Annotated in this window: 23 protein-coding genes; 6 read left to right on the top strand and 17 right to left on the bottom strand. The window is 64.4% G+C overall.

Annotation, left to right across the window (positions count from 1 at the left end):
- Positions 1-33: 33 nt before the first annotated feature.
- Positions 34-870: a FadR/GntR family transcriptional regulator gene (locus BM118_RS09945; RefSeq protein WP_092184719.1), complete on the bottom strand. Its 837-nt coding sequence runs from the start codon at positions 868-870 to the stop codon at positions 34-36.
- A 145-nt stretch (positions 871-1,015) separates the two neighbouring features.
- Between BM118_RS09945 and BM118_RS09940 the strand changes: the two genes are divergently transcribed.
- Positions 1,016-2,500: a mannitol dehydrogenase family protein gene (locus tag BM118_RS09940; protein ID WP_092186119.1), complete on the top strand. Its 1,485-nt coding sequence runs from the start codon at positions 1,016-1,018 to the stop codon at positions 2,498-2,500.
- A gap of 89 nt (positions 2,501-2,589) precedes the next feature.
- Positions 2,590-2,997, top strand: coding sequence for a nuclear transport factor 2 family protein (locus tag BM118_RS09935; RefSeq protein ID WP_092184717.1), 408 nt, complete (start codon positions 2,590-2,592; stop codon positions 2,995-2,997).
- A gap of 66 nt (positions 2,998-3,063) precedes the next feature.
- Here the strand turns inward: BM118_RS09935 and BM118_RS09930 are convergent, their stop codons facing one another.
- Positions 3,064-3,780, bottom strand: coding sequence for an HAD family hydrolase (locus tag BM118_RS09930; RefSeq protein ID WP_177234283.1), 717 nt, complete (start codon positions 3,778-3,780; stop codon positions 3,064-3,066).
- A gap of 157 nt (positions 3,781-3,937) precedes the next feature.
- On the opposite strand from BM118_RS09930, the gene BM118_RS09925 reads away from it, so the two are divergent.
- Both BM118_RS09925 and BM118_RS09920 read left to right on the top strand, forming a co-directional pair.
- Positions 3,938-4,789, top strand: a complete 852-nt coding sequence (locus BM118_RS09925) for an SDR family oxidoreductase (protein ID WP_092184715.1) — start codon at positions 3,938-3,940, stop codon at positions 4,787-4,789.
- Between the two features lie 121 nt (positions 4,790-4,910).
- The gene (locus tag BM118_RS09920) at positions 4,911-6,179 is read left to right on the top strand and encodes a serine hydrolase domain-containing protein (RefSeq protein WP_092184712.1); all 1,269 of its coding nucleotides are present in this window, start codon (positions 4,911-4,913) and stop codon (positions 6,177-6,179) included.
- A 58-nt stretch (positions 6,180-6,237) separates the two neighbouring features.
- Here the strand turns inward: BM118_RS09920 and BM118_RS09915 are convergent, their stop codons facing one another.
- Positions 6,238-7,125 (bottom strand): dienelactone hydrolase family protein, encoded by an 888-nt coding sequence (locus BM118_RS09915; protein ID WP_092184709.1) that lies wholly within the window; start codon positions 7,123-7,125, stop codon positions 6,238-6,240.
- 666 nt (positions 7,126-7,791) lie between these two features.
- Here BM118_RS09915 and BM118_RS09905 point away from each other — a divergent pair.
- Positions 7,792-8,370 (top strand): MarR family winged helix-turn-helix transcriptional regulator, encoded by a 579-nt coding sequence (locus BM118_RS09905; protein ID WP_092184707.1) that lies wholly within the window; start codon positions 7,792-7,794, stop codon positions 8,368-8,370.
- Positions 8,371-8,383: 13 nt separating this feature from the next.
- On the opposite strand, the gene BM118_RS09900 is transcribed toward BM118_RS09905, so the two are convergent.
- Positions 8,384-9,322 (bottom strand): hypothetical protein, encoded by a 939-nt coding sequence (locus tag BM118_RS09900; RefSeq protein ID WP_092184705.1) that lies wholly within the window; start codon positions 9,320-9,322, stop codon positions 8,384-8,386.
- 819 nt (positions 9,323-10,141) lie between these two features.
- On the opposite strand from BM118_RS09900, the gene BM118_RS09890 reads away from it, so the two are divergent.
- Positions 10,142-10,912: a response regulator transcription factor gene (locus BM118_RS09890; RefSeq protein ID WP_177234171.1), complete on the top strand. Its 771-nt coding sequence runs from the start codon at positions 10,142-10,144 to the stop codon at positions 10,910-10,912.
- Positions 10,913-11,125: 213 nt separating this feature from the next.
- On the opposite strand, the gene BM118_RS09885 is transcribed toward BM118_RS09890, so the two are convergent.
- The 13 genes from BM118_RS09885 to BM118_RS09825 form a co-directional block, all read right to left on the bottom strand.
- On the bottom strand, positions 11,126-11,584 hold the full coding sequence (locus BM118_RS09885) for a hypothetical protein (RefSeq protein ID WP_092184699.1): 459 nt from the start codon (positions 11,582-11,584) through the stop codon (positions 11,126-11,128).
- Positions 11,581-12,093, bottom strand: a complete 513-nt coding sequence (locus tag BM118_RS09880) for a flagellar biosynthesis protein FlgN (protein WP_092184697.1) — start codon at positions 12,091-12,093, stop codon at positions 11,581-11,583. The genes BM118_RS09885 and BM118_RS09880 overlap by 4 nt, the downstream gene beginning before the upstream one ends.
- A 42-nt stretch (positions 12,094-12,135) precedes the next feature.
- A complete protein-coding gene (locus tag BM118_RS09875; RefSeq protein ID WP_177234170.1) occupies positions 12,136-12,615 on the bottom strand; it encodes a rod-binding protein in 480 nt (159 codons plus the stop codon).
- Positions 12,612-13,031: a hypothetical protein gene (locus tag BM118_RS09870; protein WP_092186117.1), complete on the bottom strand. Its 420-nt coding sequence runs from the start codon at positions 13,029-13,031 to the stop codon at positions 12,612-12,614. Before BM118_RS09870 ends, BM118_RS09875 begins: the two co-directional genes overlap by 4 nt.
- A 5-nt stretch (positions 13,032-13,036) precedes the next feature.
- Positions 13,037-13,789, bottom strand: a complete 753-nt coding sequence (gene fliR, locus BM118_RS09865; RefSeq protein WP_092184692.1) for a flagellar biosynthesis protein FliR — start codon at positions 13,787-13,789, stop codon at positions 13,037-13,039.
- Positions 13,786-15,867 (bottom strand): flagellar biosynthesis protein FlhA, encoded by a 2,082-nt coding sequence (gene flhA, locus BM118_RS09860; protein WP_092184690.1) that lies wholly within the window; start codon positions 15,865-15,867, stop codon positions 13,786-13,788. The genes fliR and flhA overlap by 4 nt, the downstream gene beginning before the upstream one ends.
- A 76-nt stretch (positions 15,868-15,943) precedes the next feature.
- Positions 15,944-16,210 carry a flagellar biosynthesis protein FliQ gene (gene fliQ, locus BM118_RS09855; RefSeq protein WP_008130649.1) on the bottom strand — a complete coding sequence of 89 codons (267 nt, stop codon included), beginning with the start codon at positions 16,208-16,210 and terminating at the stop codon, positions 15,944-15,946.
- Positions 16,207-16,629: a flagellar hook assembly protein FlgD gene (gene flgD, locus BM118_RS09850; protein ID WP_092184688.1), complete on the bottom strand. Its 423-nt coding sequence runs from the start codon at positions 16,627-16,629 to the stop codon at positions 16,207-16,209. Before flgD ends, fliQ begins: the two co-directional genes overlap by 4 nt.
- A gap of 15 nt (positions 16,630-16,644) precedes the next feature.
- On the bottom strand, positions 16,645-17,055 hold the full coding sequence (gene flbT / locus BM118_RS09845; protein ID WP_092184686.1) for a flagellar biosynthesis repressor FlbT: 411 nt from the start codon (positions 17,053-17,055) through the stop codon (positions 16,645-16,647).
- Positions 17,055-17,399: a flagellar biosynthesis regulator FlaF gene (flaF, locus tag BM118_RS09840; RefSeq protein WP_177234169.1), complete on the bottom strand. Its 345-nt coding sequence runs from the start codon at positions 17,397-17,399 to the stop codon at positions 17,055-17,057. The genes flbT and flaF overlap by 1 nt, the downstream gene beginning before the upstream one ends.
- Before the next feature lie 67 nt (positions 17,400-17,466).
- The gene (locus BM118_RS09835) at positions 17,467-18,513 is read right to left on the bottom strand and encodes a flagellar hook-associated family protein (protein WP_092184684.1); all 1,047 of its coding nucleotides are present in this window, start codon (positions 18,511-18,513) and stop codon (positions 17,467-17,469) included.
- 3 nt (positions 18,514-18,516) lie between these two features.
- Entirely contained in the window at positions 18,517-19,992 is a 1,476-nt protein-coding gene (gene flgK / locus BM118_RS09830) for a flagellar hook-associated protein FlgK (RefSeq protein WP_092184682.1), read from the bottom strand.
- Positions 19,993-20,026: 34 nt separating this feature from the next.
- Positions 20,027-21,259, bottom strand: a complete 1,233-nt coding sequence (locus BM118_RS09825) for a flagellar hook protein FlgE (RefSeq protein ID WP_092184680.1) — start codon at positions 21,257-21,259, stop codon at positions 20,027-20,029.
- Positions 21,260-21,332: the final 73 nt, after the last annotated feature.

Genomic DNA, 21,332 nt, shown 5'->3' with positions numbered 1-21,332 from the left:
CCCGCCTCCAAGAGGGATGCGGGCCGCCCAATCTCATCGCCGCCGCGCGCTGCCGCTCTTGGCCTGCTTCTTGGCTTGTTTTTTGGCCTGCTTCTTCGGCGCCCGTTCCGGTTTTGCCGGCGTTGCCGGAGATCGTGCCGTCCGGCCGCGTGCCGGGGACGATCCCGCCGCGGTCTCGGCGCCAAAATTCTGCGCAAAGCGCGCCTGCGAGCGCGCCAAATGATTGCGCATCGCCTCGCGCGCGGCGTCCGGATCATGCGCGGCGATCGCGTCGCGCACGGCGCGATGCTCGTCGAGCGCGGTGCGCCACGTGCCCGGGTTCTCGAAATAATGCGCAAGCTGAGCGAAATAGGGATTGAGGCGCTGGTCGAACAGCTCGCCGACCACACGCACCAGAACGGCATTGCCAAGACTTCCGGCGATCGCGACATGGAACGCGCGGTCGTGGACCATCGAGGCTTCGCCGGGATGCTCGACATTCTCCATCGCGAGAAGGGACGCGTCGATGCGGGCGAGATCGTCCTTGGTCGCGACGCGCGCGGCCTGCTCGGCGATCGCGCTTTCCAGGAATTCGCGGGCGCGCAAGAGCTCGAACGGACCCTCGATGACGGAGGCGGTTGCGGGCGCCGCAACGGCGGCGGGCTCGATCACATAGATGCCGGACCCGACGCGGATGCGGAGGCGGCCTTCGACCTCGAGCGCGATCAGGGCTTCGCGCACCGTCGGCCGCGACACCCTGAGCTGCTCGGCGAGCTCGCGCTCGGTCGGCAAGCGGCTGCCGACCGCGTACTCGCCGCTGTCGATCAGGCTTCGCAATTGATCGGCGACCTGGCGATAGAGCCGTCTCGCCTCCACAGCTTCCAGCGGCACGCTGGCCTCCCCGAAAGGGTCTCGCAGGGAAGCATCGCCCCCGGCGGCCCGCCAATTTTTGGAAAATTGGTCTTACCAATTGACCGGAGCATTGACCGAGGACGGGCGCCATGTCAAGCAGCGGCAAAGCAAAGGGGAGACGTCCATGCGCCTTAATTCGACGCGCCTTGGCCGCGCCAATCTCGACCGGCTGCCACCTGGCATCCGCCGCCCGGCCTATGACCGTTCGCGCGTCACGCCCGGCATCGTGCATCTGGGCCTCGGGGCCTTCCATCGCGCACATCAGGCCGTCGTCATCGACGATTGCCTTGCCACCGGGGCCGCATCCTGGGGCATCGTCGGCGCGAGCCTGCGCAGTCCTGATACGCGCGACGCCCTCGCCCCGCAGGATCATCTCTATACTGTCGCCGTACGGGCAGCCGAAGGCACCGAGCACCGCGTCATCGGCGCACTGCTCGACAGCGTCGTCGCGCGCGAGAACCCGGCGCGGCTGATCGAGCGGATGACCGATCCCGCCATTCGCATCGTCTCGCTCACCGTCACCGAGAAAGGCTATTGCCACACGCCGCAGACCGGCGATCTCGACGAGCGGCACCCTGATGTCGTGCACGATCTGAACAATTTTGACGCGCCGCGCTCGGCGCCCGGCTTCATCGTGGCTGCACTGGCGCGCCGCCGGGCGCAGGGGCTCGCGCCCTTCACCGTGATGTGCTGCGACAACCTTGCCGCCAACGGCCACACCGTGCAGCGGATCGTGACGCAGTTCGCGGCGCTGCGCTCGAAGGATCTCGGCAAGTGGATCGCGGATACTGCAGCCTTTCCCTCGACCATGGTCGACCGCATCGTGCCGGAGACGACGGATGCCGACCGCGATGCGGTGTCATCGGCGCTCGGCTTTCGCGACGCCTGGCCCGTGATGACCGAGCCGTTCACGCAATGGGTGGTCGAGGACCGCTTCACGGCGGGCCGCCCCGATCTCGCCGCCGCGGGCGTCGAGCTCGTCACCGATGTCAAGCCGTTCGAGCTGATGAAGCTGCGGCTGCTCAACGCCAGCCATTCCGCGCTCGCCTATCTCGGCTATCTCGCCGGCTACGAGACCATTGCCGACACCATGCAGGACCCGCATTTCGCGCGTCTCGCCGCGCAGGTGATGGAAGAGGCCGCGGTGACGCTGACGATGCCGGCGAGCACCGACCTTGCCGCCTATCGCGCCTCGCTGCTCAAGCGCTTTGCCAATCCGGCGCTGCATCATCGCACCTGGCAGATCGCGATGGACGGCTCGCAAAAGCTGCCGCAGCGCCTGCTCGGCGCGATGCGGGATCGCCTGCTCAAGAACCTGCCGGTCGCGACCCATGCGCTGGCGGTCGCCGGCTGGATGCGCTACGTCACCGCGCGCGACGAGCAGGGCCGCGCCATCGACGTGCGCGATCCGCTGGCCAGCGAGTTCGCAGGCTTGGCGCGCGAGGCGGGCCCTGTCGCCGAACGGCTCGCGCCCGCGCTGCTCGGGGTCGAGAAGGTGTTCGGGCCGCTGGGTGCCGAGCCGCGCCTGCTCGAGGCCGTGACCGCGGCGCTCGGCCGTCTCTATACGGATGGTGCGCGCCGGGCGGTGGAGACGCACGTTTCCGCGTGACGGCAATCCCGAACGTCGATGCTGCACTGCGGTCAAAATCGACGGAAGTCTCGCTTGATTTTTGCCTGTCCTTGGCCCACCCGAGAGCCATGGCAAAGGACAGCAAGGTCATCGCCGCGAACGCGGCCTTCTACGCCGCCTTTTCGTCGGGCGATTTCGCCGGCATGGAACGGATGTGGGCGGATGACGACGCCATTTCCTGCATCCACCCCGGCTGGCCGGCGATCATCGGGCGGGCCACGGTGATCGGAAGCTGGCGCGACATCCTGCAAAATCCCGAGCGGCCGCAGATCGTCTGCGCCGAACCGCAGGCCATCGTCGACGGCGACAGCGCGCGCGTGCTCTGCATCGAGATCGTCGACGGCACCGCCTTGGCCGCTGCCAACCATTTTCGCCGCGTCGGCGACGACTGGCGCCTGGTTCACCATCAGTCGAGCCCGATTGCGCAGATTGTCGAGCAGGATGAAGACGATAGAACGAGTCACCGCGTCCACTGAAGGCGGCAGGCGCGCCGGCCCGTTCTACTGTGCATGGGGTTGTTTTTCAGTTTTTTGTTGGCGGCCTCATCCCAACCCCGACAGATCGTCCAGCACGACCCGCGCCGCACTGAAATCATCGTCCCGGAAGAACATGCTGCGGGTGATCAGAACCGGGATGCTTGCCTGCGACGCCGCGATCAGCCCGTTGGCGGAATCCTCGATCGCGACGCAGTCGGAAGCCGCCAGCTTCAGCCGCGCCAGGACCTCGAGATAGACATCCGGCGCAGGCTTCTTGGAGCGGACGTCGTCACCGGCAACGATCGCATCGAAATGCGCGGTCCAGCGCATCCCCAACGCTTGCGACAGCAGCGCATCGATGTTGCCGTGTGAGGTGGTGGTCGCGATCGCAAGCCGCTGGCCGCGTGCCTTCGCCGCGGTGAGAAGGTCCGTCACGCCCGGCCGCAGCGGGCAACAGCCCGTCTCGATCAGTTCAGCGTAATGCGCGGTCTTGACGCGGTGGAGTTCGGCGATGTCGGCATCTGATAATGGCGACGCGATCTCTTGCCTTCCATGGTAAGCGCGAATGCGCTCCTTGCCGCCTGTCACCCGCAGCAGGTCCTTGTAGACGGCGCGGTCCCAATGCCAGTCGAGACCGTGGCAGACAAAGGCGTGGTTGAAGGCCTGCCGATGCAGTTCCTCCGTCTCGGCCAAGGTGCCATCGACATCGAAGATCAGCGCGGCCGCGCGCCGGATCAGTTCGCTGGCCTCAGTTGGCTCAATGGTGGCCGCTTCCGCCTGCATGATCGACACTTCCCGAATGACGTCTCCGTGACGAGCGATCATCGCCTGCACTGGCAGGCGCGTAAAATTGCAATATCTTTTGCCGGACCCAAAAATCCCTTATGAGCGGAGGCGCGCTGGGGCGCGAACGGGAACTCCGACCTTGCACGGGAGAGGCATGCGGCTCTTCATTCTAGGCTTCGGCTACAGCGCCAAGCATTTCGTCCGCAGATTCGGCGGCGCCTTCTCGCACATCGCCGGCACGGTGCGCGATCCCGCGAAACGGGACGACCTTGCAGGCATCGAGGTGCATCCGTTTTCCGGGAGCCGTCCGGCCCGCGAGACGGCTGAACGCATCTGCGACGCCGATGTCCTTCTGGTATCGGTCCCGCCCGGCAGCGGCGGCGATCCCGCAATCGCGGCCTTCGCGGACGTGCTGGCCGCGGGCCGTCAGCGCAAGATCATCTACCTGTCTACGATCGGCGTATATGGCGATCACGCCGGCGCATGGGTGGACGAAAGCACGCCGCCGCAGGCCGCCCTCGACCGCACACGCATGCGGCTCGCAGCGGAGCAGGCCTGGACGGATATGGGGCGCGGCGATGTCGCGATCCTGCGGCTTGCAGGCATCTACGGTCCCGGCCGCAACGCGCTGGTGACGCTGCGCACCGGAACGGCCCGGCGCATCATCAAGCCCGGACAGATCTTCAACCGCATCCACGCCGACGACATCGCAAGTGCGATCATGGCCACGGTTCATCACCAGGGCAGCGGCACCTGGAACGTCTGCGACGACGAGCCCGCACCGCCGCAGGACGTGATCGCCTATGCTGCGCAGCTCATGGGCGTTGCGCCGCCGCCCGAAGAGGCGTTCGAGACCGCCGAGATGTCCGCGATGGCGCGCAGCTTCTATGCCAGCAGCACCCGTGTCTCCAACGCGAAATTAAAGCGCGAGCTCGGCGTCACGCTGGCCCATCCGACCTACCGGCACGGCCTGGATGCGCTGTGGCGCGCCGGCGAAGGACGATAGGTTCGGCCATCTCCGGCGCGTCCCAGACATGCCCTGCCCGCGCTTGACTTCGCTCCGGTGCGGTCGTGATCTACGCGTTCAGCGGGCCACTGCATAACGAGCTCGTCCTTGGGAGGATACAATGAAGAAGACGATCGCCATGATCGCGGCGGCGGCTGCCGTCATCAGTTTCGGTGCAGCGCGCGCCGCACCGCTGCCCGAAGCCAACCCTGATGACGCCGGTTTCTCGAAACAGGGCCTTGCGCGGCTCGACAGTTTCTTCGCGCGCGAGATTGCCACAAAGCGTGTGCCGGGTGCAGTCGTCGCGGTGGCGCGGGACGGCAAGCTCGTGCACTACAAGGCCTACGGCATGCTCGATCCGGACAAGGGCACGCCGATGCCTGTTGACGCGATCTTCGCGCTGGCCTCGATGACCAAGCCGATGGCCGCGGTCGCCGGCCTGACGCTGATGGAGCAGGGCCGGCTGCCGCTCCAGGCCAGGCTGTCCGATTACTATCCCGGCTTTGCCGACATGAAGGTCGGCGTACCCCAGGCCGACGGCTCGCTCAAGCTCGAGCCACAGGCCTCGCCGATCTTCATCCACGATCTCTACCGGCATACGTCCGGATTGATGTATGGCGGCCGCCCGGACTCATCGAGCCCGGTGGCGCGGCAATACCCTGACGGCGTCGCGCCGGCGATCGAAGGCGAGACCCAGGCCTTCATCGAGCGCATCACAAAGCTGCCGCTGGCGCATCAGCCCTCGACCGAGTTCGAATACGGCTTTTCGATCGACGTGCTCGGCGCCGTCGTCGAGAAGGTGAGCGAGCAGCGGCTCGGCGACTATCTCGCCGCCAATGTGTGGCAGCCGCTCGGCATGAAAGACGCGACCTTCCACCCGACCGACGCGCAGCGCCCTCGCCTCGCCCGCCCGTTCGCCAACGATCCGCTGACGGGGAAGCCGCAAGCCATCAAGCTGCTGGACACGCCGACCAGGTTCGACTGCGGCGGCGCCTGCTCGTTCGCGACGGTCGGCGACTACATCCGCTTCGGGCAGATGCTGCTCAACGGTGGCGAGCTCGACGGCCAGCGCATCCTCGGCCCGAAGACCGTGCATCACATGACGACCAACCATCTCGGCCCGGAGATCAAGAACAACGTGGCGAACGTCGAGCCGCATCGCGCCGGCTTCGGCTTTGGCCTCGCGGTTGCGGTCCGCACCAGCGAAGGGCTGTCGTCGGTCCCCGGCAATCCCGGCGAGTTCACCTGGAACGGCGCGTTCGGGACGCAGTTCTTCTGCGATCCCAGGGAGCGACTCGTCGTGGTAGTGGGAACGGCGGCGCCCGGGGAGCTCCGGAAATACTATCGCGAGCAGGTCCAGGACATCGTCTATGGCGCGATGGCGAAGTAACGTCAGCGCACCTTGATAGAGAAAGGGCGGCCGATCGGCCGCCCTTTAGAATCCAGCGTCAGCTCAGGACGCCATATTTTTTGAACCAGGCCTCGGCCTGCTTCCAGGCATCTTCCGCGGCGTCCTTGCGGTAACTGCCGCGGTAGTCGGCATGGAAGCCGTGCGGCGCTTCGGGGTAGATCTTGAATTCAGCCGTCCTCTTGTTCTGCTCGAGCGCCGCCTTGAGCTGCTCGACCTGCGCAACGGGAATGCCGGTATCGGCGCCGCCATAGAGGCCGAGCACCGGCGCCTTCATCTCGGGTGCGAGCTGGAGCGGGCTCTTCGGCCACAGCGGATTGGCGGGGTCGACCACCGTCCCATAGAAGGCGACACCCGCCTTGAGAGTACCGCTGTGAGCGGCATATTCCCAGACGGTGCGCCCGCCGCGGCAGAAGCCGATGATGCCGAGCTTCGCAGTGTCGCCGCCCTGTGATCCCGCCCACGCCGCCGTCGCATCGAGATCGGACGACAGCTCGGCGTCCGGCTTGGCATTCACGACCGCCAGCAGGTCCTTGATGTCGGTCACCTTGGTCAGGTCGACGCCCTTGCGGAAGTAATAGTCGGGCGCGATTGCGAATGCGCCGAGCTTGGCCAGGCGCCGCGTCACGTCCTTGATGTATTCGTGCAGGCCGAAAATCTCCATCGCCACGATGATCACCGGGGCCTTGGTGTTGCCGGCAGGGCGGGCGAAATAGGCAGGCATCTCCTCGGAGCCGACCTTGATCCTGGCGTCGCCGGCCTGGAGGCCGCTGGTGTCCGTCGCGATCACCTCGGCACGGACCGGGCCTGCCGCAAGCGTGTAGCCGGCGGCGACGGCCGCGGTAGCGCTCATGAATCCGCGGCGCGAGACCGGGGCAACTTTCGTCAGCCCGACGACGTCGGATGTCATGGTGGTTTCGAAGCTCATCGATCTGTCCCTTCCTGCTGCCCGTGGTGGTATCCCCGAGGGCGACGCATTCGCCAATAGTTGCCAGGGAAACGCAAATCACCAGCCTGCGAGCATGCGGTCTTCAGGCTTGTCCCTGACGCTGCTCCCCCGCGCCCCGCATGAGCTGGATCGAGATGATGCCGCGGGCCCGCGATCGTCCGCGCGCAAGGCCACGCGCAAGCTTTCCGGATTTGATCGTGTGCCCGATTTAACCGCGTGGCTGCGCTGCGGCGCAACATCCATTAACCGAAAATAGGGGTTCTTCCACCGCACCTCACGCGGTCAGAAGTTGCAAACGCTCCGCCCCCTCGCCACTTCGAGACGCTTCGCCGCAACAAATGGGCTCCATGGTGGCCGCAACGACGCATCATGTTGCCGGGATGTTGCGCGCTATCGGAATCCCGCACGCGAGCCGCCGTCATTTGACTGAAATTTTCAGAAGAGTTGAGCCGCGCGGTTTACTCGAACTTTCTTTGTGACGCTCTAGTTCCACGGCCGGAAGTTCCATCTCCGGGAACGGAGAGACGTCTTCCAAGTGCGCTCCGCCGTCCGGCCAAGGATCGCCCGAGAGTTTCATCCTCGTCCACCCAGATTGCGCTACCCGAAGGCTCAATTGAATAAAGCTTTATCCGACCTGGAAGTGAAATGAATTTGGCTCGCGAATCGATTGAACTGTTGGAGCAGGTCGCACGAATCCTCTGGTTCGAAGGCACCAAGCACGGCTTGCGCGACCGCGAGTGGATGGCGCTGCGCTTCCTCTCCCGCGCCAACCGGTTCTCCCGCACGCCCTCGGCGCTCGCGAGCTACGTCGGCACCACGCGCGGCACCGCCTCGTTCATCATCGGTGAGCTCGAGCGGCTCGGCTATCTCGAGCGAAAGCGCTCGGCCAAGGACAAGCGGTCGGTGATGCTGAGCGTCACGCAGCAGGGCAAGAAGTTCCTGGCGCGCGACCCCATCAGCGTCCTCGTCGAGGCGATTGCCGTCCTCGACGACGAGGCCAAGATCCGCTTCCGCGACGCGCTCCGCCACGTGCTGGACCAGTCGGACGCGGCCGAGCAGCGGCACCATACCGACGTCTGCAAGCGCTGCATCTTCCTCCGGGAAGATCGCACCACGGCGGACGGCAAGACGACGGTCGAGTTCAGCTGCCGCCTGTTTCGCGCGCCGATCGCGGAGCCGGAGGTCGATCTGCTATGCACCAGCTTCGAGCATCACCGCCAATAGAAGGCGCCGTCGATCAGGGCGTTGCCTTGCGCGACGAATAGATCACGCCCCCGCTGGATTCGACCACCAGGCGCCCGTTCTCGTTCCGGATCTCTTCGATGCGGCCAAGGCCGGGCACCTGCTGCCCCAGCACGGCCTCGATGACGCCGTTCGGGCTTTGCAGGATCGCAATCCCCTCATAGGCCTGGCGCACCGACCAGCCCTTGACCACCTTCCGCGGCACTGACGCGCGCTCGGAGGGAGACACCGAGCCCGTGACCTCGGGCGCGGCGAGCGAAGCCATCATCGGCGCGGCCTGCGGCGACGGCTGCGATTGCGCCAAAGTCGGCGCCGGGGCCTGGGCTTGCGCCTGGGCGAGCTTGTCGAGCTTTACCGTCGAGGACGAGCTCACCCGCTCGATGCGGTCCAGATTCTCGGCAAACCTGCCGAAGCGATCATTGGTCGCCTTGCTCGATTGATCGACCGCGGTGCGCAGGCCGTCGAGATTTTCGGACACGCCCGACACCTGCTTGCGCAGCTGGGCGACCGTCTCACGCAGATTCCTGATCTCCGTATTGGCCGCGACATTGTTCTGGGCGGGCTGCGTGGTGAGATAGGCGATCACGCCGGTGCAGGCGCAGACCACCAGGACGGCGGCGACCGCCAATGTCGCGAGCGGCGCGACCCAGGTCGGACGGGGCGGCGGCGGCTTGGCCACGATCATGGCCGGCTTGATCACGACCGGCGCAGGCTTGGGTATCGCCATCTTGTCGAGGCGCGCCTTGGCGCGAATGCGCTTCAGCCCCTCGAGCGCCTCTTTCGCCAACGCTTCGTCGCTCGCCGCAGCCGACGCACGCTTTGCGCTCGCGGCAGGCTTGGCCGTTTGCGTCGCGTTGTCCTTTGTATTGGCCGGCTTCGCCGCCGCGGAAACGTCAGCAGTCTCGTTGGGACGAGCTTTTCCATCGGACGACATGCAAGAATGCTCCGTTCGGTTCGATCTATCGAACGACGAATTTATTTGTCGAAGCTTGCCCGAGACGTGCGCATCGAAAACTTTTCATCGCGCCCGACGCGACGTCGCATGAGTCGAAAGCGTCACGCACGTGGCGAGAGTGCGACTCGAAAGACACACCCTCGCCAAGATTTCGCCAAGCTGGAGTCGCGTCGCCGTACATGAGTCGAATTGTCGCATGTGGAAAAACGGTGGAGAGAGTCAATCCGGGGTTGAAAACCCCTCCATGCGCCTACCCCCAACACTACCCAAAATAGCTGTGATTATACGGGGATGCGGAACTATAGAACCGTCACGGTGCAAAACTAGTTCGAAATCCAAATCAACTGATGCGATTGAATATACCAAGAAACAACTCGAAACAAATCAACAGCATCAAACACACTTAGCAATCGCTTTGTGGCGCGCGCTTGATCGGAAATCGGCAATTGTTACGGTCCTACTCAAGTGATTCGCCAGTTGGCGAGGAGATCGGCAAAGTTCGGTAGCGTTCGGACGCGATAAGCAACCTGGCGCAACTGTTCTAGGTCGCTGTCTCAATCCGCTCCGCGAGGTGATCCGCAAGACACCCGCCGGGCCTCACGCAGTAAGCGTTCAGTATCGAGTCGAAGTAACAGGCCAGCGGAAAACGCAGGCACTGAATGCGTAGGGCTGCCCGCGAATATCGAAACCATAACAACGGTTCGCGGGATGGAAATATCGTCAAACAGCATGGTCGCCAAGCCGGGCATCACAACAACCCACCGGCCGCGACAAGTGCGAAACAGGGGCGAAAGACTGATGTATATTATCGTTGATGATCGCGAGAGCGTCACGAACAGCTATGTCGGAGGGCTCGTTCGCGAAGGCGTATCGTCGATCGGCTTCTCCTCCGGAGAATTCTGGGACTGGCTGCAATCTGCGAGTGAATCGGACCTGGCAGCGGTCGACGCCTTCCTCCTCGGGGATTGCGACGCCCGCGGAAGCCTGCCGCGGGCGATGCGCAAGCGCTCCTCGGCTCCCATCATCGCCATGAGCGGCCAGAAGATGCTCAAGAACACGCTGGAGCTGTTCGAATCGGGCGTTGACGACGTCGTGTACGTGCCGATTCACCTGCGCGAGATACTCGCCCGAACGGCCGCGATCGCGCGCCGCCGGGTGGGCGAGCTACCGAGACCCTGCGAGACCAGGATCCAGGTCTTCTTCAACGGACGCGACCCCGAGATCGCGGGCCACGCCCTCACCCTGCCCCGCCGCGAATTGCGCATTCTCGAATATATGGTCAGCAACCACGGCAAGTGGATCACCAAGACGCAGATCTTCAACGCTGTCTACGGCATCTTCGAGTCGACCTTCGACGAGAGCGTGATCGAGAGCCACGTCAGCAAACTGCGCAAGAAGCTCCGCGACCGCCTCGGCTTCGACGCGATCGTGGCACGGCGCTACGTCGGATACCGCCTCAACATTCCCGCCGGCGAGACCGTCGACGTACCGATGCAGGATCTCGACGAGGTCGGTATCCTCCTCAACAGGGCGCATGCCGCCCCGGCGGCCTATCCAGCCGGAAACTGACGCGGCAGAGCGCTGCCGCGAAAAACGACAACGGCCTCTGCGGAGCACCTTCGCAGAGGCCGTTGTACTTTCAGCGGTGGAGACGGCAGAACGCAGGCCTCGCGGCGCGAGGCGCCGCCATACCAAAGCGCTACGCGATCAGGCGCGCGCCCTGGATTCCTGGTCGAGCATGATCCTTCCGGAAAGCCGCTTCGCGCTTGTCCGGATCGTGCTCTAGGGCTTCTGCTGGAATTCTTCCTTCGAGACGTAGTTGAAGTCCTCGACCAGGACGTCCTGGACGACGTCGGCCTGCATCCGCTCGTTGACGCGCTGCTTGATGCCCGTCGTGAGGATGGAGAGGTCGTAACGGGCGAGCTTCCTGAAATCGAGGCGGTCGTCGGCATAGATCCTGCGGAAGGCTTCGTCGACGACGAACGGCTCCGGCGGAACGTTGAGCTGGTGCATGGTCCGCGCCTCTACGGTGTAGACGAAGCGCGCGACGATGTAGCCCTGTACACTGCCGTTCTCGACCATGGGCACGCTCAGCGCCCGCGTCTTCTGGTATTGGAGCCCGTCGAGATATGCGTCCTTTGCCGGCAGCAGGCTGCCGTTTTCCTTCCAATAGGCCACGGCGTAGCTCGTGCCTGCCGTGAGGATGCAGACCCAGAGCCCGGCAAGCACGAGTCTGATCATTTTCCGTCCTGCGCTGAGCGACCGGTGTAGGTGCCGTCCGAATCGGCCTCCCTGATCGCCTTGACGATGATGGTCGCGACCTCGCGCACCGCGTCGTAGTGCATTTCGAGGATGGAACGGTTCCGCTCGAGCTTCTCGCGCAACCGCTGGATCTCCTCGGTGATCTCGACCTCGCTGCCGAGATGCATCCGCGCCCGCATCAGGCGGACGAACTCGAGCATGCTCCGGCTCTTGCGGGCGCTGAAGTCGTCGAAATCGATCTTCTTGCCCGTAGCGAGCGCAACCGTCTCCTCCTCGACGATCCCCTCGAGCCGGCGGATCGCCGCCAGAAGGCCGCGCACCTCGTCCGCTCTCGCCGCCTCGGCGCCGTCGACCACCGCCTCGCCGCCGACATTCGGCAGCAGCACGGGCAACAGCGCATCGCCCGATGCTGCTTCGACCGTCATCGCCCCGGTATCCACGACCGGCTGCTCCATCACCAGGGCCGCCGCGCCTTCTTGTGCCTGCATTGAAAATTCACCCCTCAACTTCTGTCGCCCATTCCCGGATCATCATCCGGCCTTCCCGGTCACGTCCGGTCCCGCCGGATGCGCGCCGGCAAGCTGTCTCGCAATGCCGATGCCCTTGCCCTTGGCGAGCTGGTTGCCGAGCTGTTCCGCCAGCATCGACTTCCAGACGCTGCCGGCGGTCCCCTTGCCGAAGACTTCCTCGGATTCCTTCGGCAGCATCGTCTCGACGAAGGTCTGGAGGATGAACGCCTCGAACTTCCGATAGACGTCGCCGGACGCCGGCGCCTTGATCACCTGCACCGGCGCCCCGTTCACCGCACCCGACTGCGCTTCGGAAACCTGCGCCGCGGATTGATCGGCATTAGCCGCCGCGGCCTTGCCGGCCTCCGCGTCCATCGAGGCGGCGAAATCGGCGTCCGACGATTTCAGCGCATCGAGCTTCGCGGTCGCCGCGCGTTGCGTCACGGGGTCGGCGGCCTCGAGAACGTCGAGGACGAGGTCGGGCGTCGCAGTCACGATCATGTCTTGTTCCGGCTGGCTGGCCGTGGCGTCCACTCGCGCACGGTGAGGCTTGTTCCCGTCATCTCCTCGAGCGAGCGCTTTTCCGCCTCGCGAAGCTTGTCCGCGAGCGCCGCCTTGGCGACTTCCTCGAGCTGTTTCACACGCCGGCTCTCCGAACGAACCTGGTCGAGCTGCCGCGAAGCCTGCTCCTTCACGGCGCGCGCACCGACGCTCGTCCTGTTGAGGCGCCGCGCGATCGACTCGCTCGACGACCCCACCGGCGGCTTCCCCTCGTTCAGCGCCCCGACCAGCCATTCCTGCTCGTCCTGCAAGCTGCGCTCCTGCTGCCGCAAGTGCGCGAGCTGCCATTCGGACAGCCGGAGCTGGAGCTTCACGAGCGAGACCATCCGACCGAGCTTGTCCGCGCGCGACCTCATGACGGTCATTCCGCCAGCCAGGACGAGACGCCGAGCATGAATTGCGTCAGGAGCTCGTCGCTGGTGAGATAGAGCAGCAGGAAGCCGCCGAACAGCACGAAAGGCACGGAGATGAAGTAGACGGGAATCGCCGGCGTCAGCTTGTTGATCAGGCCGACCGCCAAATTGACGATGACCGAATAGACGATGAACGGGCTGGTGATCCGCAGCGTCAGCACGAACGCTTCCGACAGGCGGCCGACGAGCTGGTCGAGCGCCATGCTGCCGCCGAGCCTGTCGCCGGGATGCCAGACGTCGTAGGAGTTCATCAGCCCGCGCAGCACCTGCCAGTGCTGATCGGTCATGAAGAACAGCGTGGTGACGGACGCCATGATCAGCGGCACCAGGGCCGGCGCCGGATCGGTGTCGCCGATCGGCGTGCCCGGGATGTTGCTCAGCCCGATCGCACTGGCCATCACGGTCGCCATGGTCTGAAGCGCGAGGAAGAACACGCGGCCGCCGAGGCCGATGACGCTTCCGACCAGGATCTCGGAGCCGATCAGGAGTGCCAGCGTCAGCGGCGCCGCGTTGTCCGTCAGGGGTTTCAGGACCGCGATCAGGATCGGCGTCAATGCAAACGTCGTGACGAGCGCGATGAACAGGCGGACCTGGGCCGGAACGTTGACGCTGGAATAGCCGGGCACGAACATCAGGCAGGCACCGATGCGGCAAAACACGATGAACGTCACCAGAACGCTGTCGGCGAGGCTGCTGATCACGATATGGCTCCGAGCGCCCTGATCTCGGCGCTGCGCGCGACTTCCACATGCGACAGGACCGGCAGAGTCGGGAACACCCGTTCCAGGATCATCCGGACATAGGGACGGGCTTCCGGGGTCACCGCCAGCACCACGCTGGTGCCGTTCTCGGTGAACTTGCGGATCGCGGCGCTGGCTTCCGTCGCGAACTGCTCGATCAGGCGCGGATCGGCGTCGAATTCGACGACGTCGCCCTTGGGGTCGCGCTTCAAGCTCTGGTGGAAGGCGAGATCCCAGCGATTGCCGAGGCGGACCACGTTGAGCACGCCGTTGTCGGAGAGGTCGCCGCAGATCTGCTGGGCAAGACGCGTGCGGACATGTTCTGCGACCTGTTCGGAGCGCCGCACATGGGGCGCGATCTCGGCGATCGCCTCGAGGATCAGATGGAGGTTGCGGATCGACACGCGCTCGGCCAGCAGGATCTTCAGGATCGCCAGCAAACCCGAATAGGAGATCTGTGACGGACAGAGATCCTCGATCAGGCGCTTGTATTCGGGATCGAGCCGGTCGAGCAGCGCGCGCATGTCCTTGTAGGACAGGAGCTGGGCGAGGTTCGCCCTGATCACCTCGCTCAGATGCGTGAGCAGCACCGACAGATTGTCGACCGGCTTGCAGCCCTGCCGCCTGACTTCGTCGGTGAAGGCTTCCGTCACCCACAGCGCCTTCATGCCGAAGGCGGGTTCGATCACCTCCTCGCCGGGCACGTCGGGCTTGCCGTCCTTGTCGACCAGCACCAGCACCTCGCCGAGCCTGAGCTCGCCATGCGCGACGCGGGTGTCGTGGATCCGGATCTGGTATCCCTTGGGATTGATCGACAGATTGTCGGTGAGCTTGATCTCGGGAACGACGAAGCCGTATTGCTTGGCGAACTTCTTGCGGATCTTGGCCACGCGATGGGCAAGCTCGGTGCGCGAGCCCAACAGATGGACCGAAAGGTGGCCGCCGAGCGCCAGCTCGATCTCCGCGGTCTTGAGCGATTCCTTGACGGATTCCTTGGCCTCGGCCTGGGTGCGTTCGTCGGCCTTGCGCGCATCCTCTTTCCGCTCCCGCGCCGCCTGCCGCCTGGGCAGCGTGTAACCGACGAAGGCCATGACGCCGCCGAGCACCACGAACGGCGCCAACGGCAGCCCCGGCATGAGGGCGAGCACGAACATCATCAATGCGGCGGCCGACACGGCGCGCGGATAGCCGCTGAGCTGCCGCAGCACGGCCTGCTCCGCCGAACCCCTGGTGCCGCCCTTGGAGACCAGGAGGCCCGCCGACAGCGACACGATCAGCGCCGGCATCTGCGACACCAGACCGTCGCCGACGGAGAGCTTCGTATAGACGTCGGCGGCGCGCGACAGCGTCAGCCCGTGATGGGTGACGCCGATGATGATGCCGCCGAAGATGTTGATCGCGGTGATGATCAGGCCGGCGATGGCATCGCCGCGGACGAATTTCGAGGCACCGTCCATGGCGCCGAAGAATGCGCTCTCCTCTTCGAGCTCGCGGCGCCGGCGCTGGGCTTCCTTGTCGTCGATGAGGCCCGCCGACAGGTCCGCGTCGATCGCCATCTGCTTGCCGGGGATGGCGTCCAGGGTGAAGCGGGCGCCGACTTCCGCGATACGCGTCGCACCCTTGGTGATCACGACGAAATTCACCGTGACCAGGATCGCGAAGATGATCAGGCCGATGACGAAGTCGCCGCCCATGACGAATTTCGAGAAGCCGGCGACGACGTGGCCCGCGGCCTGCTCGCCCTCCCCGCCCCGCGACAGGATCAGGCGGGTGGTCGCGACGTTGAGCGCCAGCCGCAGGATCGTCGCGATCAGCAGCACGGTCGGGAAGGCGGAGAAGTCGAGCGGCCGCTGGATCCACAGCGCGACCATCAGGATCAGCGCCGACAGCGCGATCGAGAAGGCGAGGCCGAGATCGATCAGGATCGGCGGTATCGGCAGGAACAGGATCGTGAGCATGGCCACGATGCCGCCCGCAAAAAAGGCATCCGCCCCGAGTCGTCGCGGGGTTGGCAGGCTAGCAGCTAACGTATCGGCCATGGGTCACCGGCAGAGGGTCCGCCCGGTAATCTGCCGCGCAAAGCTTACGCGAGGGTGGTGGCCAGGGCCTCGCGGCTCAGAAGCCGCGCTCGATATGCGAATAGACCATCTCGGTGAAGGTGGAGAGATGCGCACCGATGAAGGAGCCGGAGATGGCGACGACCACGAGAATGACGATGATCTTCGGAACGAAGGTCAGCGTCACCTCCTGGATCTGGGTCAAGGCCTGGATCAGTGCAATGATGGTGCCGACCAGCATCGCCGCCCCGACGGCAGGCCCGGAGGCGACGATGATGGTCCAGATCGCCGCCTGGACGATGTCAAGAGCGTCCCGCTCGTTCATGACTGGCTGATCGTGAGCCCGGGCCCGACCGCGACTTTCGTGCCGTTCTCGAGGGTCGCGACGGAGCCGTCGCTGTTGATGGAGATCGACTGGACCTTGCCGGAGAAGGTCGCACCGGTCGAGTCGGTGAAGCTGACGGTCTTTCCGATCAGCCCGTCGGCCTGCGACAACGATTGCGAAGACAGCAGCGCATCCAGCTTGGTGTTGGTCTGCATGGCCTGCTCGACCGTCGAGAGCTGGGCGAACTGGCTCATATATTGCGAGGTATCCATCGGATTGGTCGGATCCTGATTCTTCATCTCGGCGACGAGAAGCTGAAGAAAGGTATTGTAGTCGACGCTGTTGCTCGACGTGGACGTCGTGGAGCTGGTCGAACTGGACGACTTGCTGGTGCTGTCGGTCGCGCTGGTAACGTTCATGTAGCCTCTCCGCTGTCAGGCAGCCTCGAATGGGATGTCGGTGGCGACGCCGGCCAGGATGGCCTGCTCCACCGGGAACAGCGCCCTGATCCGCTTGAGCGCTTCGAAGTAACGGGTTGCCCCGACCAGCTCGTCGATCGCGACAAGCCCTTCCAGCATCTCGCGGCTTTCGCATACCGCGACCAGGGCCGCGTGGTGCTGACTGTAGAGCGCCGCGGCATCGCGGACATCGGTCGGGTTCATCAGCATGAGCTGGACGATGAAATAGAGCTGCCGCATCGCCGTGGTGGCGTCGGAGGCCTGCATGATCTGCCCTTCGAGCAGAAACATCACGTCGTTGACGAGCTCGACGGAGACCTTGCGGTCCACGCGCAGCACCGCCCCGTTGATGTAGATCCGTTCGCCCGCCCGCAAGGAGATCTTCATTAAAGAGCGTCTCGGATCAGGCGGTTGATTTCGATGAGCTGCATCACGTCGCTCGACTTCTCTTCGCGAAGGCGATCCGCCTCCTTGACGACCCACAAGCCGATCGAGATGATGTCGGCGCGCAGCTTGTCCGGGAGTCCGTTTTCCGGGTGCGCGAGATCCTCGATGAAGATCGTCCACAGCCGGCGCACATAGAGCAGGCTCTCGACCAGATCCTCGAAACTGAAGCGCCCCTTCTGGATCCGCTCGAGCCGGTCGATGCCGAGGCTGAGCGCCTGTCGCTCGCGGCCTCTGGCCTCATAGCCGCTCTCGTCAACGACCGCTTCATAGGCTTCAAACGTCATCAGGACCACTCTGCGCAGGAAACTGAATAACAAGACAAAGGGTGCGAACCTCGCAAATGAGCTTGGCTCAGAGATAGTTGATGAGGCTGATCTTCTGGAGCTGCGAGGTCAGCGCCAGCGCCGTCTGGATCTGGGTCTGCAAGGTGTTGACCCGGACCGCGGCTTCCGCCGGATCGACCTTCTCCATACCGACGATCTGATTGTTGAGAATGTCCTGCTGCGCCTTGAGCTTGTCGGTTGCGGAGGTGATGCGCTGCTGGACCGTGCCGACGCTGCCGCCGAGTGTAGCAAGGTCAGAGATGGCGTTACCAACGAGGCCGATGGCCTTGTCAACGACGACCTGGAACGTCTCTTGGCTCAGTTTCGCGTTCCCGAGATCCGCCATCATGGTGTAGGCCTCGGCGAGCTTGCGGAAGCCGGTCTGGTTGGCGCTAACGGACGTATCGGCGATCTCGGTCGTGGAAATACGGCTTTGCATGACCTGGTCGGTGGCCGATGACCAGTTGGTGTTCCAGGCCGGGCTCGCGAACTCGGCATCGAAGGTGGTGTCGAGGAAGGTCTGCATTTGGGCCGAGGTAATGCTGCTCACGTTCGCTGAAGATTGCGAGAAGCCGAAGGTCGCAAGGAAATCGGCGTCGACCTGGTTCTTGCTGGCCGAGCCCGCGGTGTAGGCCGTGATCGGCGTGTTCTGCGTGTTGATGCCCGAGAAAAGATACGAGCCGTTGTAGGAGACGTTCAGCGCGCCGATCAGATCCTGGAGGTTGGAGGACGCAGGCGGCAGAATGATCCGCCCGCCGCCGTCGGTACTGCGGGCCGCGATCAGGTCCTTGAGGAAGTCCGTGGCGGTCGTGGTGAGCTGGGTGATCCGGTTTTGCGTCGTGTCGAGGCGTCCCGAGACGAGCCCGTTGGTATCGACGAGCTGATCGGCGAAACTGAGGTCCGCCCGCAGGGTGAGGTCGCCTCCCGTCGTGGCACCAAGCTCGAGGCCGACATCGGCGAAACGGCCGGTGGTCGCCTCCTTCGACGCCTTGCTCAACGCAGCCTGGTTGTTCGTGACCGAGGACCTCAACGACGAAGACAGCATCAAGGTCGAGATGTAGTTCGCGCTCATCATGGCTTAATTCCCCACGGCGGCCAGCAGGCTCTGCAACATTTCGTCGACGGTCGAGATGATCTTCGACGAGGCCGAATAGGTGCGCTCGACCTGAAGCATCAGGGACATCTCGTCGTCCATGTTGACGCCGCTGACGTTGGACAGCGCCGCGGTGCTGCGGTCGAGCAGCGTTTTCTGGTAGGTGACGTTGGAGTCCGCGGTCTTGCGCTGGTTTTCGATCCAGCTCGTCGACGACGACGCGAAGTCGATCAAGCTGCCACTCGGCTTGCCTTGCGTGGTTGCATCGAACGGCTGCGACGCATCCATGCCGCCGATGAGCTGCTGCAACCGGATCGAGTAGCCGCCGTTGCCGGCGGTGTTGTATTGGTATGCAACGTTACCGCTGATCGCGCCGTCGCGCAGCAGATTGGGGTTGCCGCCCTGCGCCGGATCGACCGATGCCGCAACACTGATCAGGCCGGCCAGGCCGACCGAGACCGTGGCGCTCGCCGGCATCGCCGGCGCGCCGGGATAAGTGAAGAGACCCGGAACGTCGGGGAGCGCCGCTGCGGTCTGATCACTCTCCCTGAATGTATTGATCAGGCCGCGCGCGATTTCGTCGAGCTGACTCTGATAGGTGACCGCGTCCTGGTCACGCAGCTGAGCAAGGCCTGCAAGCTTGCCCGACTTCAGCGGCATCACGGAATTGGCGCCGGTCACCGGCACGCCGTCGATATAGACCGCATTGCCCGTGGTGCCGGGCGCATAGATGTTGGTCGCCGTGAAGCTGACCGTTCGCGCCGTCTTGTCGAACAGCACGACGCCGCTATCGGTGTAGAGCGCCGCGTCGCCGTTAGGTCGGAGCGACATGGTGACGCCGAGCTCCTGCGACAGCTGCGAGACAATGTTGTCGCGCTGATCGAGATAGTCGGTGATGTCGTCGCCGGAGATCGTGCCCTTCACGATCTCGGTGTTCACGGTCTGGAACTGGGAGAGCAGCTGATTGATGTTTTGAACCGACGTTTTCATGTCGGCATCGGCGCCCTCACGAACCGACTGCACGGTCTGGGTCGCCTGATTGAGCGCGGTTGCCATGTCCTTGGCGGACGTGACCGCCGCCTGCGCCAGCGTGGCGTTGTCCGGGGCGTTGGCATATTGCTGCAGCGCCTTCTTCAGCGCATTGAGCTGCGCCGTCGGCGACTGGTCGAGCTCCGTATCGTCCACCGTGGCAGATGCGATCTTCTGGAGACCGTCATAGATCGCGCTCTGCTTGGCCGACGACGAGGTCGCGACCAGGACGTTGTTGTAGAGACCCGAGCTGGCGGCGCGCTGGATCGCCGCCACATAGACGCCGGCCCCGGGGAGGTTGTCCAGCACGGCGATCTTGCGCGAATAGCCGGCTGCGCTGGCACCGGCAATGTTGCGCGAGATGGTCGACGACTGGATACCCGACGCCATGAGCGAAGCGCGGGCGGAGTCGAGAGCGGCGGTAAGGGACATGATTTGCTCTGGCCCGGGATGAGCGCTTGAGGATTCAGCGCTTCAGGTTGACGACGACGTCCAGAAGGTCGGAGCCGGTCTGGAACGTTTTCGAGTTCGCCGTAAAGCCGCGCTGCGCCTCGATCATCCCGGTGAGTTCGTCCGCGAGATCGACGTTGGAATCTTCCAGGGCACTGGACTGGATCGTACCGAGCCCGCCGGTGCCGGCGTTCGCGGCCTGCGCATTGCCGGAATTCATGTTGGTCGAAAAGACGTTGCCCGGCTCAGGCGTCAGATTATCCGGGCTCGCGACGTCGGCGAGCATGATCGTGTAGAGCGTCAGTTGCTGCCCGTTCTTGAGGGTGGCTGTCACGTGACCCGCCTCGTCGACATTGACCTTGTCGATGGCCGCGGGAACGCTGCCATTGACGGTGGCCTTGAAGCTGAAGTCGGTGCCGACCTGCGTCATGTTCGACAGGTCCATGGTCAGCGCTGCGCCGCCGGGGACGGTTACGGTGAGACCCGTCGGGCTCGCGGCGGCCAGCGCACCTTTTCCGGCTGCCGTGGTATCGAAGGTGAAAGTGGTGGCGGCAGCGAGCGAGGTAGCCGTCGCGGAGTCATAGACCTGAACCTGCCAGGTGTCCGAGCCGGCCGCCGTCGCGGTGTGGGACATATAAACGTCAAGCGTAACGGCCTGGCCGATATTGTTGTAGGCCACGATCGAGCTTTTCGATGAATATGACGCCGGACCCGGCGGGCCGGCAATGACAGCCGCTGTCGGATCCAGATTGCCGGTCGTGAGCGTTCCCGCCGTCGACGGCACGGGCACCTGCGAGACCTGCGCGACGTTCACGATCTGCATTCCCGCGAGGCTGTTCTGCGAGAAATTGGTCACGAGGCCGGGCTGTCCCAGAAGGTAGAAGCCGGCCGCGTTGACCAGATTACCCTGGGCGTCCGGTACGAACGAGCCGGCTCGCGTCAGATACTGCTGCGTATTGTTGGCGTTCGACACCACGAAGAAGCCGTTGCCCTGGACGGCGAGATCCGTGGTCGACGTGGTGAACTGCGTATGTCCCTGGTCGCTGATGGCGTAGCGAACGGTCGTCTCGACGGCGCCGGAATCGTAATTGCCCGAACCGCTCTTCAGGATCAGCGAGGAGAATTCGGTGGAAGCCCGCTTGTAACCGGTCGTGTTGACGTTTGCGATGTTGTCCGAGACGGTCGACAGCTTGTTGGACTGCGCAGACATGCCGGAAACGCCGGTGCGCATAACACCATACAGGCTCATGGATTGGGCTCCTTTGGTAGGGTGCAGTTACAATGAGGGTTCTTGCTTGCGCGGGGCTGATGGTCGGGAACCA

Source organism: Bradyrhizobium sp. cf659 (assembly GCF_900113725.1).
Lineage (GTDB): Bacteria > Pseudomonadota > Alphaproteobacteria > Rhizobiales > Xanthobacteraceae > Bradyrhizobium.
This window is presented reverse-complemented; position numbering and strand designations above follow the sequence as displayed.